The following is a 16,358-nucleotide window of genomic DNA, read 5'->3' as shown; positions in this document are numbered from 1 at the left end:
GCTATGTTGCGTAATCCATTAAGTAAAGGGGCGGTTGCTGGTGCGCCAGTAGCTGCCCCGTTTGTTTCTAGCATGCTCGACCAAATGCCAAACTCGGTGTTGGTCTTTGTGGGGGCTACGAAAGACTTGGTCTACGCCAATGCCGCTGCCGAAGCATCCCTTGATTTATCCCGAAAAAGCTTACAAGGCTTAACCTTGTATGATCTCTTTGGCGAGAGCCAATCCCTAAATCACATGATTGACGAGGTCTTTGCAGGCCGTGCTGCAGCCCAGCGCCAAGAGTTAGTGCTGTACTCGGTTCTCGGAAAAATCTATCGCGAGCCACTTGCAGTGCATGTGGTGATTGCGATGTTAGAAGATCCAACCCTCATGATGATGGAGTGGTTTCCGATCGATCAACAATTGCGCAGTGAGCGTGACGAGCGCGTCTCGCATCAAGTCGAAGCGAATAAACAACTCATGCGTAATCTCGCCCATGAGATTAAAAATCCGCTCGGTGGTATTCGGGGGGCCGCTCAATTACTTGAGTTTGAGTTGCCGGAGAAGGGTCTGCGTGAGTACACCCAAGTCATTATTAAAGAGTCGGATCGCCTACAAACACTGGTGGATCGTTTGCTCGCACCGCATCGCAAAGCCCATGCGATGGAGCTACTGAATATTCATGAGGTCTTGGAACGCATTCGTAGCCTAGTATTGGCCGAGTTCCCCCAGGGCTTAAAGATTATCCGGAACTATGACACCAGCTTGCCCGATATATTGGGTGATCAAGAACAACTGATTCAGGCAGTCCTCAATATTGTGCACAACGCGGCTCAAGCCTTAGCCGATGAGATCCGCCGAGGAACCGCGCAAATTGAGTTGCGTACCCGCGTGGCACGCTCGGTCACGATTGCAAAGCAACGCCATAAGTTAGCCTTGGATCTGCATGTGATCGATAACGGTCCGGGCATCCCCGATGAGATTCGGGAGCGGATCTTTTTTCCCTTGGTATCGGGACGCGAGGGTGGAAGTGGTTTGGGTCTAACCCTTGCACAAACCTTCGTGCAACAGCATCAGGGCTTTATTGCCTGTGAGAGTCGTCCAGGCTATACAGATTTTCATATACAGATTCCTTATCGGAAGCAGGAGATAGCGGCATGAACAAACCAATCTGGATCGTGGATGACGATCAATCTATTCGCTGGGTCCTCGAGAAGGCACTGAGTCGTGAGAAGATTCCGCATCGAAGCTTCAGTAATCCCAATGATGTGCTCAATGCCCTTGAAAAAGAGTCCCCCGAGGTGTTGATTTCCGATATCCGCATGCCACGTGGTAATGGGATCGATCTATTACAGCATGTCAAAGCAAGTCATCCGGACTTACCCGTCATTATCATGACCGCTTACTCCGACTTAGAGTCAGCGGTTTCATCGTTTCAGAGTGGTGCCTTTGAGTATCTCACCAAGCCGTTTGATATCGACAAGGCCGTGGAGTTGATTCATCGGGCGGTCAGTGAAGGCAAGCGCTCACCAGGCCCCAATAAAGAATCCAATGCCTGGCTTCAAGAGGCTCCGGAGATTATTGGTCAAGCGCCGGCTATGCAAGAGGTCTTTCGTGCTATAGGGCGCTTATCGCAGTCTCAGGTCACGGTCCTAATTACCGGTGAGTCTGGAACGGGTAAAGAGTTGGTAGCGCACGCACTGCATAAACACAGCCCAAGGGCCAAGGGCCCCTTTATTGCCCTGAACACCGCGGCTATTCCGAAAGACCTACTTGAGTCGGAGTTGTTTGGTCATGAGCGGGGCGCATTTACGGGTGCGCAAGCCCTGCGTCGTGGACGTTTTGAGCAGGCTGAGGGCGGCACACTATTTCTAGATGAGATCGGTGATATGCCCTTTGATCTGCAAACCCGGCTCTTAAGAGTGTTATCGGATGGACATTATTACCGCGTGGGCGGGCATGATCCGATTCGAGCGAACGTGCGCATTATTGCAGCGACCCATCAGAACCTTGAGGCACGGGTGGCGCAAGGATTGTTCCGGGAAGATCTATTGCATCGCTTAAATGTGATTCGGATCCGTTTGCCGGCATTGCGTGAGCGTTCGGAGGATATTCCTGCGCTTGCTCGGCACTTCATGATTTCCAGTGCGAAGTCCTTGGGGGTTGAGGCAAAGCGTCTATCGGATGAGGCCATTAAGGCGATTAGCCAAATGTCCTTTCCCGGAAACGTGCGCCAGCTTGAGAACCTTTGCCACTGGATGACCGTGATGTCACCCTCCACCATTGTTGGAGTTCATGATCTCCCTGAGGATTTACTGCTATCCGCTAATCCACCGGCTACGAGTTCAAGCACATCAGCAGCCACTTCAACCCCGAGTCTAGAAGCAAGTATTAGTCAGCGGGGCGGGGATTGGGAGAGTAACTTACATCGCTTGGCGGTCAAGATGCTGCAAGAGAACCAAGACGAGGTATTTGATTCTCTCTTATCGAGGTTTGAACGCTCGGTCTTAAGTGCGGCACTGGAGGTCACCCGGGGTCGCAAGGTCGAGGCAGCAACCCGCTTAGGGATCGGGCGCAATACCATTACTCGCAAACTGCAAGAGTTACAGATCGAAGCCTAGTAGATATTGCTGGCCTTTACAATCCAGTGATGTCTACTAATTCGAGTATTCGCATCGCTGCTTGGAACGTTAATTCCATTAAGGTACGTTTGCCGCATGTGATTGCCTGGCTACAGGGCCAAGAAAAAGCACAAAGTCCAATCGACGCTTTGTGCCTTCAAGAACTTAAGCTCACTGACGACAAATATCCTCATCACGAGTTGGAGCAAGCCGGCTACTTGAGTCTTACCAATGGTCAAAAAACCTATAACGGCGTAGCGATTGTGGTACGCAAGGCTGCGCTCAGTGCAATCAGTACGGATCCTCAAACCACCTTTCTGAAGGTGACCAAGAACATTCCAAACTTCGCTGATGAACAGCAACGGGTAGTTGCAGCTACGATTTCATTTAAAGAAACTCAACCCATCCGTATCATCAGCGCGTATATGCCCAATGGCCAAGATCCAGCGAGTGACAAATTTCAGTACAAATTAGCTTGGTTGCAAGCTTTGCAAACCTGGTTGCGTGAGGAGTTAAAAACACACCCCTGCCTTGCTCTTCTTGGTGACTTTAATATTGCACCAGAGGATCAGGACGTGCATGACCCCAAAGCTTGGGAAGGACAAAACCTTGTATCTCCAGAAGAGCGTGAGCAGTTTCAGAAACTGATTCAATTGGGATTGAATGACTCATTCCGACTATTTGAACAAGCCCCAAAATCCTATAGCTGGTGGGACTATCGCATGATGGGATTTCGTCGTAATGCGGGTCTGCGCATCGATCACATTCTGCTTAGCAACGCCCTTAGAGAAAAATGCATGGCCAGTACGATTGATAAAACCCCTAGAGGCTGGGAGCAGCCCTCGGATCATGCTCCGGTGATTGTGGAGATCGCTAAATAAATTAATGTGCAGTCACTAAGCCGCCGTGACGCAGTAGCGCATCAATTTGTGGAGGGCGCCCCCGAAACGCCGCAAATGACTCAGCAGCGGGACGACTACCGCCCACCTCCAAAATCTCTTGGCGATACCGAATGCCGGTTTCTGGATCTAAGACCGTGCCCTTAATCTTGGCGGCTTCCTCAAATGCCGCATAGACGTCAGCTGATAAAACCTCGGCCCATTTATAACTGTAATAACCAGCGGCATAACCGCCCGCAAAGATATGGCTAAAAGTATTGGGCCAGCGCGAGATTGATGCTTGGGGGATCACGTGGTATTCGTTATTGATCGATCGGGCCAGGTCTAAGACCGCCTGCCCTTGAGCGGAGCTCGCATCAAAGCGCGAATGCAAACGCCAATCGGTTAATGAGAACACCAGCTGACGCATGGTGGTTAAGCCATTTTGGAAGTTCTTGGCAGCGAGCATTTTGTCAAATAAGGATCGAGGTAAGGGCTCGCCTGTATCAATATGAGCGGTCATGCCTTGTAATACCTCCCACTCCCAGCAGAAGTTTTCCATAAACTGGCTGGGTAACTCAACCGCATCCCATTCAACGCCATTGATGCCAGAGACTCCTAGTGTACTGACTTGCGTGAGAAGGTGGTGAAGACCATGACCGCTTTCATGAAAGAGGGTAATTACATCATCGTGAGTAATCGTTGGTTGGCGCAATTGACCATTGACCTCGACAGGCGCTGCAAAATTACAGACTAGGTACGCAACCGGTGCTTGCACTTCACCATTGCTGAACACACGACGACCACGAGCGTCATCCATCCATGCGCCACCGCGTTTACCCGGACGCGCATAGGGATCCAGATAAAAATAAGCAATGGTTTGCTGCTGGTCATTTTGGATCTCAAACGACTGAACGCTGGGATGCCATGTGGGCAAGGATGCAGGGCGGATACTAACGGAAAATAGAGTTTGGATGACCTTAAATAATCCCTCTAAAACCTTTGGCAGAGGAAAGTACTGTTTGAGCTCATTCTCAGAGAATGCATAGCGCGCCTGCTTGAGCCTCTCGGATACAAAGGCCATATCCCATGGTTCGATTGTTTGAAGACCTAAGGACTGGCGCCCAAACTCTTGGAGCTCTAACCAATCCTTTTGTGCAAATGGCTTGGCGCGTTGGGCAAAGTCACTTAAAAAGGTATCGACCTCAGCCACATCTCGTGCCATCTTGGGAGCTAAGCTAAGCGCCGCATAGTTTGCAAACCCAAGCATTCTTGCTTCCTCATCCCGAAGACGTAATTGATCAATCATGTTTTGGGTGTTATCCCATTCCAGTTGACCACGACCATATTGCGTAGCCAACTCGGAGGCGCGGGTGACGTATGCCTCATACATGAGACGCCGCAGTGAGCGATTCTCAGCATACTGTTGCACAGGGTAATAGGATGGAAAGTGCAGAGTAAATGCCCAACCTTCCAAACCCTTTTGTTTGGCAGTATCAGCCGCTGCCGCAATCACATCCTCAGGCAATCCAGCCAGATCGTCAATCGAGGTCACCACATGCACAAAAGCGTCGGTGGCATCGAGCACGTGATCTGAAAAAGCTTTAGCCAAAACCGCCTGTTCATCCTGGATCTGGGCAAAGCGGGGCTTATCAGTATCGGGTAGCTCCGCACCTCCCAAACGAAAGTCACGCAAGGAGTTCTCAATTACTTTTTTTTGATCAACACTCAGAGCCTCAAATGAAGAGCTATTCCTTAACTCTTTATAGCGCTGGTAGAGGGCTAAGTTTTGCCCAAGACTGGCAAAGAAGGCGGTAACTTTGGGTAACATCGCACCATACGCTGCACGAAGTTCTGGAGTATCAGCGACTGCATTGAGGTGCGATACCACCCCCCATGAACGACCCAATTGCTCAGTAGCATCTTCAAGGGGCTCTACTAAATCAAGCCAGGTCGCTGGTGTTTTAGCATCTACCGCCTGAGTGACCGCGGTCTCGCAAACACCTAGCAAGTGCTCAATGGCAGGAGCAATCTGCAGAGGACGCACGGCATCGTACTGCGCAATGCCGCGACCAAAGGATAAAAGGGGATTATGGGAATCGAGGGAGGAGGGATTGATTGGAGCATTCATAGGAATAGCTTACCCGAATGCAGAAAAACTGGTATTCCCCTCAATACTAATTAGCTAAGCTTACTCACTGGCTTCATACTGCGCTCAACCGCCTCCAGGGTGTTCATCAGGAGCATGGTGATGGTCATGGGGCCAACGCCACCTGGCACGGGGGTAATCCAACCTGCCACATACTTGGCCGTATCAAAATCCACATCGCCACAAAGCTTGCCATCAGGTAGGCGATTAATGCCCACATCGATCACTACCGCACCAGGTTTAATCATATTGCCCGTAATCATCTTGGGCTTACCAGTTGCAACCACGAGGATATCGGCCTCTTTAGTGTGCGTAGTGAGATCTTTGGTCTTGCTGTTGCAAATTGTGACTGTGGCTCCTGCTTGGAGTAACAGCATCGCCATGGGCTTGCCCACAATATTGGATGCCCCAATTACGACCGCACGAGCGCCGCGCAGTGGGTACTCAATGCTCTCGAGCATCTTCATGCAGCCATAAGGGGTGCAGGGTTTAAAGAGTGGGGCGCCAACCATGAGGGCGCCAGCATTAGCAACATGAAAGCCATCCACATCTTTCTCAGAGGCAATTGCCTCTAAGACACGATCAGCGGCGATATGCTTCGGTAAAGGTAACTGAACCAAGATCCCATGGATACTGGGATCGGCATTAAGAGTCGCAATCCGCGCTAGGAGTTGGGCTTCATCAAGCTCAGCGGGGTAGCGCTCTAACACCGAATGAAATCCCACATCCTCACAGGCTTTCACTTTATTACGAACGTAGACTTGGCTCGCAGGGTCATCCCCCACCACAATGACTGCTAATCCGGGGCGCACACCTTTGGCGGTCAGAATGGCCGAGCGGGTTGCAATCTCTGCCCGAAGTTTTTTTGAGAGAAGATTGCCGTCAATCAGTTGGGCTGGCATCGCGCTTACTCGAATGATTAAGAGAGTGCTAGACGAAGTAGGTCTGCAACGGTATTGACGTTGAGCTTCTCCATGATATTGGCACGATGGGCTTCAACGGTCTTGATAGAGATACTGAGATCGTCGGCGATTTGTTTGTTGAGACGACCTGCCACAATGCGTTCCAAAACCTGGCGCTCACGACCGGTGAGTTTACTCAAGAGGCTCTGAGTGTTCTTGCGATGATCAGCCTGTGCAAAGTCAACGCGTGCCTTGGTTAGCATCCGCTCCACCAGAGCGCACAGTTCATTTTCTTTAAAGGGCTTTTCAATAAAGTCAACCGCACCACGTTTCATCGTAGATACTGCCATTGAGACATCTCCGTGACCAGTAATGAAGGAGATAGGCATTGGCAAGTTCTCGCTGATGAGACGCTCTTGGAGTTCCAGACCCGACATACCGGGCATGCGTACATCCAAGATTAGGCACGAGATGGTTGATTTATCGGTATTTTGGAGGGATTGCAAGAAGCGCTCTGCACTGGCATGGCAACGGACGGTATAACCATTACTCTCAAGTAGCCAGGTTAGTGAGTCGCGTACTGCCTCATCGTCATCAACCACATATACGACTTCAGCCTGGGTTGTTTTCGGTGGATTGCTCATGTTCATTATTATTTCCTATTGACGTCTTTGTTATTTGACTAGATTCCAACGGTAACAGAATTGTAAAGGTGCAGCCGACCAAGCGGGTGTGCTCAGTATCCATGTGATTTTTGGCCCAGAGCCGACCATGGTGGGACTCGATGATGGAGCGGCAAATATTCAGGCCCATGCCCATCCCGTCGGATTTGGTACTAAAGAAAGGTTCAAACATGCGGTTGAGAACCGATTCGGCGATGCCAGCCCCGGCATCCGTTACCCGAATCCGCAACATACTGGGAAAGGTACTGGTTTCAAGGTCAGCGCTAATCTTCACTGGTGGGGCTGACCAGCGTGAAGATAGCGGGTAGACCTCGCGCAGACTATCTAAGGAGTTCTTCAGAAGATTGACCAAGACCTGCTGAATCAGAACAGGGTCAAGCTCCACCTGAGGAATATCAGGGGCTATTTCAGCGACAATTTTGAGGCGGTGTCGATTCGCTTCAATCTCAACAAGGCCAACAGAGTCAGCGATGATGTCACCAATGTTGCATAACTTACTTTGGGGCTCGCTGCGCTTTACAAAGCTACGAATGCGCGAAATGATGGTGCCTGCCCGATGGGCTTGGTCGCTGGCTTTCTCTAATGCAGGAACTAGCTCATTGGAGAGCGGGTTTTGGGTGCTCGATAGGCGTTTGGCAATTCCCATGCAATAGTTCGAGATGGCAGACAGTGGCTGGTTGAGCTCATGTGCGAGCGAGGAGGCCATCTCACCCATGGTGGTAAGGCGGCTCGTAAATTGCATCCGTTCTTCTTGTTGCCTGGCAAGCTCTTCGGTGTTCTTGCGTAAAGTTATGTCAGTTGCAATGAGTAGCTGTGCAAGGTGGCCATCCACCCACGAAATATAACGACGTCGCACTTCATACCAATGCGTTGTATCGCCACGCAACTGAATCTCCTCCGATTCAATCTCATTGGATTGCTTTAAGGCAAAGGCAGGCAAGCCTGCTAAGGCATCGACGTTATCACCTTCAAAATGGAAGATTGAGGATGGATCCATTTCATGACCCGTCAGATCTATATGCCCCTTGGCAGTATCGCCAAAGCGCTCACGGTAATAGCGATTGGCAAAGAGGAGTTCGCCAGTTTCAATGGAGACCACCGATACCGCGGCATCCAAGCCCTCAAGTACCGTTACAAAGCGTTCTTGAGTGGCCGATAATTCTTCCCGAATCTTTTTCGGTTCAGAGATATCAATTACCGATGTCACCCAACCGGTTTGCTGGCCCTTGTCATTAATTAATGGGGCGATAAAGGTGCGTGTTGCAATTCGGGTTCCATTTTTGCGCTGAATCGTACCTTCGACTCCGCTCTTGATGTTACCTTCGAGCGCACCAGCCATTTTTTCCATCAGCTCATCATGGAGCTCGGCTGGCCAAAATGGGAAGGGTGGCTTTAAGCCGAGTAATTCTTCCTGGGCCCAACCCGTCATTTCTGAGAATGAGCGATTGACATAAGTAATACGCTTCTCCATATCATGCGCCCGGATTCCAACTGGCATGGAGTCTTCCAGCACCCTACGAAAGCTACTCTCGGTACGCAAGTTGGCTTCGGTGAGTTGACGCACTTGCATCTGTTTCAGAACCGACCATAAGCTCCAGACCACAAAGGCAGACAAGCCAATCACAACCCCTAGGAGCATCCGAAAGGTGAGGTCGGTCGGTGGCGGGTAGGTATCGACGCGGAGCATGATGTTCGGACCTAGGGCGCCAAAGTCGAGGCTGGTTTCATTACTCAGTGAGCGCGTCGGTGTATCGCGGTCCGATGAGATGGCGAGCACCCGGTTATCTTTACTGATTAACGAGTAACGATGCTGGCTCTTGAGCTCGGGCGGAATAATGTATTGCAAGATTCCTTGGCTGGAGTACATCACTGCCAGTGCGCCTGTGGCTTCCCCATCTTTGACGATTGAAATGACCTCCCAAAAAACCGATTGACGCTCACTCATCATGGGGTCATCTTTGGGAACGGTGAGACTGATCACCTGGCTATATGCGGGACGATTGGTCTCACGACTTAAGAACAGAGCTTTCTTCAGTTCACGATCAATATCGGCCGCTTGGGGCACACTATCAAACCACTCATGATTGCGAGCAGGGGGAGGAACCATCCATTGTCGCCACTCGTTGTCGTTTAACCAGATGAGCTGCAATATCTCGGGGTTACCTAAAATAAAGGACTCGATTTGAGCTAAGACCTTGTCGCGTGCTACACGATCGTTTTGGGTTTGGGCGAGATCACGACTAAAGGATTGCAAGGCTTCACTGTTGTTGATAAAGCGCAGCTGAATCCGCTGCTTCACCAAACTTAATTCGCGAAAGAGGGAACCCTCTTGTTGTTGTCGTTCTTGAACTTGCAGCGTTCCGAGAATGATGGCCATTACCACTAAAAAGATCACGATCGCCATTAGCGGCGTATAGACCAGGCGCGACCCAATAAAGCGCCGGATCGAAGGCATCCGTTTAAATGCTTCGTAGAGCCTTACTTGTAACGAATTCCCAGTAGCCAATCTTAGGGTCTTTCTATTTAGTGGAAGCTCTTAATATAAAGGGCTTTGCACCGCAATATTATTCCATATAGTGATAAAGATTACCGGAATGTGGAAAATTAATTGTCACAATCGTTACCTATTCTTAAAATATTAGGTGTAGGGGGACACAATCCCTCGTAACAGATAAAACGGAGGCAAACCATGGCAGCTGTACCCGAGCAAGTGGCAGGTCAAATGAATCAATTGGATGTGGATCCAGTTGAAACCAAAGAGTGGTTAGAGGCACTCGATGGCGTGATCAAGCATGAGGGTACTGACCGTGCCGCGTATTTGATTGATCAACAAATTGCGCATGCCCGTGTGAATGGTGTTGATCAACCCTTTCATGCCGAAACACCCTATATCAATACGATTCCGGTAGAAATCCAAGCGCGGATCCCTGGAGATCAAAACATTGAGCATCGTATTCGATCCTTTACTCGGTGGAATGCCATGGCAATGGTACTGCGTGCGAACAAGAACACGAATGTTGGTGGGCATATCTCTTCCTTCCAATCGGCTGCTACTTTGTATGACGTGGGATACAACCACTTCTGGCATGCGCCGTCCGAACAGCATGGCGGCGATTTAATCTTCGTACAGGGACACTCGGCACCCGGTGTGTATGCACGTGCCTATATGTTGGGCCGTCTAAGCGATGAGCAGCTGAATAACTTCCGCCAAGAGGTGGATGGTAAGGGGATCTCAAGCTACCCCCATCCTTGGTTAATGCCTGACTTCTGGCAGTTCCCCACGGTATCGATGGGCCTAGGTCCCATCATGGCCATTTATCAAGCACGCTTTATGCGTTACCTCGAGGATCGGGGTTTTGCCAAGACCGAAGGTCGTAAGGTGTGGGCTTTCTTGGGCGATGGTGAAACCGATGAACCCGAGTCGCTTGGTGCTATTGGTATGGCGGGCCGCGAGAAACTCGACAACTTGATTTTTGTGGTGAACTGCAACCTGCAGCGCTTAGATGGACCCGTTCGTGGCAACGGCAAGATTATTCAGGAACTCGAGAGTGAGTTCCGAGGCGCTGGATGGAATGTCATCAAAGTGGTTTGGGGTGGTCATTGGGATGCGCTCTTTGCTCGCGATAAGAATGGCATCTTGATGCAACGCTTGGGTGAGATTGTGGATGGTGAATACCAGACCATGAAAGCCAAAAATGGTGCCTATGTGCGTGAGAAGGTATTTAATACCCCAGAACTAAAAGCCTTAGTGGCTGACTGGAGTGACGAAGATATTTGGAACCTCAACCGTGGTGGCCATGATCCCCATAAAGTTTATGCTGCATTTCATTCGGCAGTAAGCCATCGCGGTCAGCCAACTGTCATTTTGGCGAAAACCATTAAAGGCTATGGCATGGGCGGCTCGGGTGAGGGCATGAACATTGCTCACCAAGCGAAGAAGATGAGCCATGACGATGTGGTGCGCTTTAGGGATCGCTTTGAGATTCCGGTAAGCGACGATCAATTGGCCGATATGCCCTTTGTAAAGTTCCCTGAGGGCAGTCCTGAACTCGAATACATGCGGACACGACGGATGGAGCTGGGTGGCTATCTACCGCAACGCCGAACTAAAGCCGAGAGCTTGCCAGTTCCTGCGCTCGATGCCTTCTCACCTCTTTTAGAGGCAACGACTGAAGGACGCGAGATCTCGACCACCATGGCCTTTGTGCGTCTGTTGAATACGGTCGTGCGTGATAAGACCATTGGTCGCCGGGTTGTGCCCATCGTACCTGACGAGTCACGTACCTTTGGTATGGAAGGTATGTTCCGCCAACTGGGTATCTGGAATCAACTGGGACAGCTTTACACCCCAGAAGATCACGATCAGTTGATGTTCTACAAAGAAGATAAAGCTGGACAAATTCTGCAAGAGGGTATTAACGAAGCAGGTGGCATGTGCGATTGGATTGCAGCCGCGACATCGTATTCCACCCACGGCGTGCCGATGTTACCGTTCTACATTTTCTATTCCATGTTCGGCTTCCAGCGCATTGGTGATTTAGCATGGGCTGCCGGGGATATGCGCAGTCGCGGTTTCCTGTTAGGCGGTACTGCCGGTCGCACGACTCTAAACGGTGAAGGCTTGCAACACGAGGATGGCCATAGCCAGATCTGGGCGGCAGCCGTGCCGAACTGCGTGAGCTATGACCCAACGTTTGCATTTGAGTTGGCGGTTGTGATTCAGGATGGAATGCGTCGCATGCTGACCGAGCAAGAGGATGTCTATTACTACATCACCTTAATGAATGAAAACTATGCCCACCCAGCGATGCCTAAGGGTGCTGAGCAAGACATCATCAAGGGAATGTACAAGTTGCAATCGATGGGTGATGCAAAAAATGCATTACGCGTTCAATTGCTCGGCAGTGGCACCATCTTCCGCGAAGTGATTGCTGCCGCAGAACTGTTAAACCAAGATTGGGGAATTGCCTCCGATCTATGGGGTTGCCCCAGCATGAACGAACTTGGGCGGGATTGGAATGAAACCAATCGTAGTAATTTGCTCAACCCAACTGCCACACCTAAGTTATCGCATGTCGAGCGCTTACTGAAAGAGAGTCAGGGTCCGGTGATTGCTGCCACCGACTACATGCGCTTGTTTGCCGAGCAGATTCGTCCAGCGATGCAGAATCTGGGTCGTCGTTATGAGGTATTGGGAACCGATGGCTTTGGTCGTTCGGATACGCGCGAGCAACTGCGTCACTTCTTTGAGGTGGATCGCCGCTGGGTTACGGTTGCTGCACTCAAGGCCTTAGCCGACGATGGGAAGATTGATCGTAGCAAAGTTGCGCAAGCGATCGCCAAGTACCAAATCGATCCCAATAAACCTAACCCCATGACGATGTAAGGCCATCATGAGTCAATTACTTGAAATCAAGGTCCCTGATATTGGGGACTATCAGGATGTGCCGGTTATTGAGGTGCATATCAAACCAGGTGATCGCGTTGAGAAAGAGCAATCCCTTATCACGCTCGAGTCCGACAAGGCCACCATGGATGTGCCATCTTCGCATGCAGGAGTTGTGAAAGAGGTCAAGGTTAAGGTGGGAGACAACATCTCGGAAGGTGGTGTCGTGCTTTTATTGGAAGCAAGTGAAGCGAGTGCGTCTGCTCCTGCTCCCTCTGCAGCTCCAGCAGCGCAAGTTGCACCTGTAACCCCAGCACCTGTGGCATCCACACCAACACCCCCGCCAGTAGCAATACCTGCTGTCACTCCTGTGCGAGCTGAGCCAGTAAGTTCAATTGATGGCGCAAGTCATGCCAGCCCATCGGTTCGTAAGTTTGCCCGTGAGTTGGGCGTGACGATTGCACAGGTCAAAGGCACAGGCCCCAAAGGGCGTATTTCGCAAGAGGATGTGCAGGCTTTCGTTAAATCCGTGATGACCGGAGCAGGTGCGCCTGCAAGTCAAAGCCCAGGCGGCAGCTTAGGAGGCCTCAATCTTCTGCCATGGCCTAAGGTTGACTTCAGTAAATTTGGTGAGACTGAGCGTCAACCGCTCTCCCGAATCAAGAAACTATCAGCCGCCAATCTGGCGCGGAACTGGGTCATGATTCCGGCGGTCACCTATCATGAGGATGCTGATATTACTGACCTTGAGGCATTTAGAGTCCAGACCAATAAAGAGAACGAGAAGCAGGGTAGCAAAATTACGATGCTCGCATTCTTGATTAAGGCTTCCGTAGCCGCATTGAAAAAGTACCCTGAGTTCAATGCTTCGCTCGATGGTGATGATCTCGTTCTCAAAAAGTATTTCCATATTGCCTTCGCTGCCGACACCCCCAATGGTCTGGTTGTACCGGTGATTCGTAATGCGGATCAAAAAGGGATCTTCGAGATTGCCAGAGAAACCGCAGAACTCGCAGCGCTTGCGCGTGAAGGCAAATTAAAGCCTGAGCAGATGCAAGGGGCTAGTTTCACGATTTCCTCCTTGGGTGGCATTGGTGGTACCTACTTTGCACCCATCATTAATGCTCCTGAGGTAGCGATTTTGGGCGTTAGTAAAGCTGTTATGAAACCGGTTTGGGATGGCAAAGCATTTGTGCCGCGATTAATCTGCCCTTTATCACTCACAGCGGATCATCGGGTGATTGATGGTGCATTAGCCACACGGTTTAATGTTTACATTTCGCAGTTACTCGCCGACTTCCGTCGTGCTGTTTTGTAGGAGAGGGTGATGAGTCAACATGCGATCGTAGTGCCAGATATTGGCGATTACTCGGACGTACCGGTCATTGAGGTTTTAGTGAAGGTCGGCGATGCCATTGAGAAAGAGCAGCCTCTGATTGTTCTGGAATCCGATAAGGCCACCATGGAGGTTCCCGCGGATCAGGCAGGTATCGTTACGAGCCTTGCGGTGAAAGTGGGCGATAAGGTGGGCAAGGGCTCTATGATTGGGCAGCTTGAGGTATCGGGTGCGGCTTCATCGGCCTCTCCTGCGACTACAAAATCAACTGCACCGCCAGCACCACTAGCGCCACCGGCGGCGATTCCGGTTCCAGCAGGCGCGTATCAGGGGAAAGTGCAGCATGAATGCGAGGTGCTCGTGTTAGGTGCGGGCCCCGGTGGCTATAGTGCGGCATTTCGTAGCGCAGACCTCGGTGCCAATGTCATTTTGGTCGAGCGTTATCCAACCCTTGGTGGCGTTTGTCTGAATGTCGGTTGTATTCCATCCAAAGCACTTTTGCATACCGCAGCCGTGATGGATGAGGTGAAGCATATGGCCAAGCATGGCATTGAATTTGCACCTCCCAAAATTAATCTCGATCAATTGCGCCAACACAAAGAGGGTGTGATTGCCAAGTTAACCGGTGGCTTAGCGGGCATGGCCAAGATGCGCAAGGTCAATGTCGTGAGAGGTCTCGGACGTTTTTTGGATGCGCATCATGTTGAGGTCGATTTATGCACAGGCAGCGGACAAGATCTATCGGGTCAGAAAGAAGTGATCCGTTTTCAGAAAGCCATTATTGCGGCTGGTAGTCAACCAATCGCTTTGCCCTTTATGCCCAAGGATCCCCGCGTGGTGGATAGCACGGGCGCATTGCTATTGAAGAGTATTCCGAAGCGCATGTTGGTGATTGGTGGCGGCATCATTGGTTTGGAGATGGCTACCGTCTATAGTGCACTGGGCTCACGCATCGATATTGTTGAGATGATGGATGGCTTGATGGCTGGTGCTGATCGCGATCTCGAGCGCGTTTGGGAGAAGATGAATGCACATCGCTTCGACCACATCATGCTTAAAACTCGTGCGGTTCGCGCAGAAGCCAAGCCAGATGGCATCGAGGTTTATTTTGAGGGTGAAAAGTCACCAGGTAGCCCACAACGTTACGACCTTGTGTTAGTAGCAGTGGGTCGCACCCCCAATGGCAAGAAGATTGATGCAGGTTCTGCTGGTGTGCAGGTTGATGAGCGCGGATTTATTCCTGTAGATACGCAAATGCGAACCAATGTAGCCAATATCTTTGCGATCGGCGATATTGTTGGGCAACCCATGTTGGCGCACAAGGCTGTGCACGAAGGCCATGTTGCAGCAGAAGCAGCAGCCGGTCAGAAATCCTATTTTGATGCTAAGCAAATTCCGTCGGTAGCCTATACCGATCCAGAGGTGGCGTGGGCTGGTCTTACCGAGGAGCAGTGCAAGGCACAAGGTATTGCCTATGAGAAAGGTTTATTCCCATGGGCAGCCAGTGGACGAGCGATTGCCAATGGTCGTGACGAAGGCTTTACTAAATTACTCTTTGATGCCAACACCCACCGCATTATTGGTGGAGGGATTGTGGGAACCAATGCGGGTGACCTGATTGGCGAGGTGTGTTTAGCAATTGAGATGGGAGCCGACTCGGTCGATATTGGTAAGACCATTCATCCTCATCCAACTCTTGGAGAATCTGTGGGATTGGCAGCAGAAGCTCACCATGGATCATGCACCGACTTACCTCCTGCCAAGAAGAAGTAACGCACATAAAAGATTTACTATTCTTGGGTCCCAAGAAAAAACCCCGCCGTAGCGGGGTTTTGACTTCATGCGTTCTGTGAATTACTCAGATGACTTCTTAGCAGCCTTCGCTGCCTTGCTAGCCGCTTTGGTCACAGTATCGGCTGCATTTTGCATATTGGCTTGAGCAACTTCCATAGCGTGCTTAATGGCCTTTTGGCTGGTCTCATAACTATTATTTGCCGCTGCGATCGCTTGCTTCATCATTTGTACAGCAGCATCGGAACCAGCTGGAGCGTTTTTGGTCCACTCATCTACCATGGATTGCAATTTTTTCTGATTAGCAGCGAACTCTGCTTCCGCAGTTTTGGTAAAAGCATGGGAGCTATCTTGTGCAATCTCATAGAGATCACGACCGTAGTTCATCATACGCTCGGCCATTGGCTGAATCATTTCAGCTTGCTGGGTAATGAGTTGCTGGACGTCGCGCACCTCGAGTGCTTTCTTGGCATTGCTCATGCTCTCGCTCAAACTGTTTTTGGCGATTTGCATGTTCAGCTCAACAAGTTTCTCAACGCTTTTGAGGGCTTGGTTGGTAAGACCGGCAAGGGTCTCCAGGTTGGCCTTTTGGGCGGCCGCAATTTGTTCAGGGGTTAAGTTCATCATGGACTC

General features: G+C 50.6%; 11 protein-coding genes. 6 read left to right on the top strand and 5 right to left on the bottom strand.

Features of this window, described 5'->3' with window-relative positions; translation table 11 throughout:
• Positions 1-3 precede the first annotated feature (3 nt).
• Genes glnL through xth form a run of 3 tightly spaced genes read left to right on the top strand, consistent with a single transcriptional unit; the run spans position 4 to position 3,481 of the window.
• Complete coding sequence (glnL, locus tag QUE61_RS05350; RefSeq protein WP_286308296.1) at positions 4-1,140, top strand: nitrogen regulation protein NR(II); 1,137 nt, start codon at positions 4-6, stop codon at positions 1,138-1,140.
• Entirely contained in the window at positions 1,137-2,600 is a 1,464-nt protein-coding gene (gene ntrC, locus QUE61_RS05345) for a nitrogen regulation protein NR(I) (RefSeq protein WP_286306248.1), read from the top strand. The genes glnL and ntrC overlap by 4 nt, the downstream gene beginning before the upstream one ends.
• Before the next feature lie 29 nt (positions 2,601-2,629).
• The gene (gene xth / locus QUE61_RS05340; protein WP_286306247.1) at positions 2,630-3,481 is read left to right on the top strand and encodes an exodeoxyribonuclease III; all 852 of its coding nucleotides are present in this window, start codon (positions 2,630-2,632) and stop codon (positions 3,479-3,481) included.
• A 1-nt stretch (position 3,482) separates the two neighbouring features.
• Here xth and QUE61_RS05335 read toward each other — a convergent pair whose 3' ends face one another.
• The 4 genes from QUE61_RS05335 to QUE61_RS05320 are packed head-to-tail and all read right to left on the bottom strand — an operon-like array spanning position 3,483 to position 9,667.
• Positions 3,483-5,609 carry a M3 family metallopeptidase gene (locus tag QUE61_RS05335; protein WP_286306246.1) on the bottom strand — a complete coding sequence of 709 codons (2,127 nt, stop codon included), beginning with the start codon at positions 5,607-5,609 and terminating at the stop codon, positions 3,483-3,485.
• A gap of 50 nt (positions 5,610-5,659) precedes the next feature.
• Positions 5,660-6,529 carry a bifunctional methylenetetrahydrofolate dehydrogenase/methenyltetrahydrofolate cyclohydrolase FolD gene (folD, locus tag QUE61_RS05330; protein ID WP_286306245.1) on the bottom strand — a complete coding sequence of 290 codons (870 nt, stop codon included), beginning with the start codon at positions 6,527-6,529 and terminating at the stop codon, positions 5,660-5,662.
• A gap of 17 nt (positions 6,530-6,546) precedes the next feature.
• Complete coding sequence (locus tag QUE61_RS05325) at positions 6,547-7,179, bottom strand: response regulator transcription factor (protein ID WP_286306244.1); 633 nt, start codon at positions 7,177-7,179, stop codon at positions 6,547-6,549.
• Positions 7,142-9,667, bottom strand: coding sequence for a PAS domain-containing sensor histidine kinase (locus tag QUE61_RS05320; RefSeq protein ID WP_286306243.1), 2,526 nt, complete (start codon positions 9,665-9,667; stop codon positions 7,142-7,144). Before QUE61_RS05320 ends, QUE61_RS05325 begins: the two co-directional genes overlap by 38 nt.
• A gap of 234 nt (positions 9,668-9,901) precedes the next feature.
• On the opposite strand from QUE61_RS05320, the gene aceE reads away from it, so the two are divergent.
• Genes aceE through lpdA form a run of 3 tightly spaced genes read left to right on the top strand, consistent with a single transcriptional unit; the run spans position 9,902 to position 15,707 of the window.
• Positions 9,902-12,598: a pyruvate dehydrogenase (acetyl-transferring), homodimeric type gene (aceE, locus tag QUE61_RS05315; RefSeq protein ID WP_286306242.1), complete on the top strand. Its 2,697-nt coding sequence runs from the start codon at positions 9,902-9,904 to the stop codon at positions 12,596-12,598.
• A 7-nt stretch (positions 12,599-12,605) separates the two neighbouring features.
• Complete coding sequence (aceF, locus tag QUE61_RS05310; RefSeq protein ID WP_286306241.1) at positions 12,606-13,916, top strand: dihydrolipoyllysine-residue acetyltransferase; 1,311 nt, start codon at positions 12,606-12,608, stop codon at positions 13,914-13,916.
• Between the two features lie 9 nt (positions 13,917-13,925).
• The gene (gene lpdA / locus QUE61_RS05305; RefSeq protein ID WP_286306240.1) at positions 13,926-15,707 is read left to right on the top strand and encodes a dihydrolipoyl dehydrogenase; all 1,782 of its coding nucleotides are present in this window, start codon (positions 13,926-13,928) and stop codon (positions 15,705-15,707) included.
• 81 nt (positions 15,708-15,788) lie between these two features.
• Here lpdA and QUE61_RS05300 read toward each other — a convergent pair whose 3' ends face one another.
• Positions 15,789-16,349 (bottom strand): phasin family protein, encoded by a 561-nt coding sequence (locus QUE61_RS05300; protein WP_286223029.1) that lies wholly within the window; start codon positions 16,347-16,349, stop codon positions 15,789-15,791.
• Positions 16,350-16,358: the final 9 nt, after the last annotated feature.

The sequence above is a fragment of the Polynucleobacter sp. HIN5 genome, from assembly GCF_030297555.1.
Classification (GTDB): domain Bacteria; phylum Pseudomonadota; class Gammaproteobacteria; order Burkholderiales; family Burkholderiaceae; genus Polynucleobacter.
The sequence above is the reverse complement of the archived record's forward strand: the minus strand, read 5'-3'. Positions and strand labels throughout refer to the sequence as shown.